Below are 1,232 nucleotides of genomic sequence, written 5' to 3'. Positions count from 1 at the left end.
TGAATCGCCCCTGGTTTCCTAGACACTCTCCAAGCTCAGGAAATAGCGTTTCTCATACTCTATTGGAGACAGCTGCATAGCACTACTGTGTCGGCGTTTAGAGTTATAGAACATTTCGATGTAATCGAAAATATCACTTCGGGCTTCTTCACGGGTTGTGTAGATCTTTCGTCGGATTCGCTCCCGCTTCAAAAGCTGGAAAAAGCTCTCGGCTACGGCATTGTCGTGGCAGTTTCCCCGCCGGCTCATGCTGCTGACTACATTGTTAGCCTTCAAGAAGCTTTGCCAATCTGAGCTACTGAACTGACTACCTTGATCTGAGTGAATCATCACTTGCTGCTGTGGCTTGCGTCGCCACACAGCCATCAACATTGCGTCGATAGCCAGGTCGCTGCACATCCTTGGCTTCATTGACCAACCAATTACTTGGCGTGAGAACAGATCCAGCACCACCGCCAGATAGAGCCATCCTTCATAGGTGCGAATGTAAGTGATATCTGTCACCCAGACCTTGTTCGGCTCACTGACCTTGAACTGTCGCGCGAGGTGGTTGGGCGAGGCCACTGTTGGTTTTCCACCGTAAAACCCTGGACGCCGCCGATAGCCCGTTTGCGAACGCAGCCCCTCCGCCTGCATCAAGCGCCCGACTCGATTTCGTCCGCATTCCTCTCCCAGCTCACGGAGGTCATCGTGAATTTTGCGGTAGCCGTATACACCTCCGCTCTCTAGCCAAGCGTGTTTGATCAAGCCAAGCAGACGTTGATCTTCTTTTGCTCGGGCAGATTGAGGCTCGGCCAGCCAGGCGTAGTAGCCGCTGGGATGCACCTTGAGGGTTTGGCAAAGGCGCCGCACCGGGTAATCAGTCGAGTGCTTCTTGATGAAGGCGTACTTCAGCCGCACTCCTTGGCAAAGTACGCGGCGGCCTTTTTTAAGATGTCTCGCTCTTCCGTCACGCGCTTGAGTTCAGCGCGCAGCTTGCGCAGTTCGGCCTGCTGATCGTCGTCTTGCTGACGCTGCTCTTGGGGCTTGCTGTAGACCTTGATCCAGGCGTAAAGGCTGTGCACGGACATGCCCAGGCGCTGGGCGACATCGGCGACAGGTTTGCCTTTTTCGGTCACTTGCTTGACCGCTTCGATCTTAAATTCTTCGGGATAACGCTGACGACTCATGGCACCTCCTATTTGGGCCTCATTATGAGGCTTGGAGGTGTCTACGAAACTAGGGGCGATTCA

General features: G+C 54.0%; 1 protein-coding gene. It reads right to left on the bottom strand.

Going from position 1 to position 1,232, the window contains the following annotated elements:
* Window positions 1-18: 18 nt before the first annotated feature.
* Window positions 19-1,169, bottom strand: a protein-coding gene (locus KY379_RS27145; RefSeq protein WP_261242705.1) for an IS3 family transposase whose coding sequence is annotated in 2 segments (ribosomal slippage) — window positions 19-935 and window positions 935-1,169 — 1,152 coding nt in all. Because the reading frame shifts where the segments join, the coding sequence is not laid out codon by codon here.
* Window positions 1,170-1,232: the final 63 nt, after the last annotated feature.

This window comes from Pseudomonas sp. HD6422, from assembly GCF_025377065.1.
GTDB lineage: Bacteria > Pseudomonadota > Gammaproteobacteria > Pseudomonadales > Pseudomonadaceae > Aquipseudomonas > Aquipseudomonas putida_U.
Note: the sequence above shows the minus strand (reverse complement) of the source record. Positions and strands in the feature narration are given on the sequence as shown.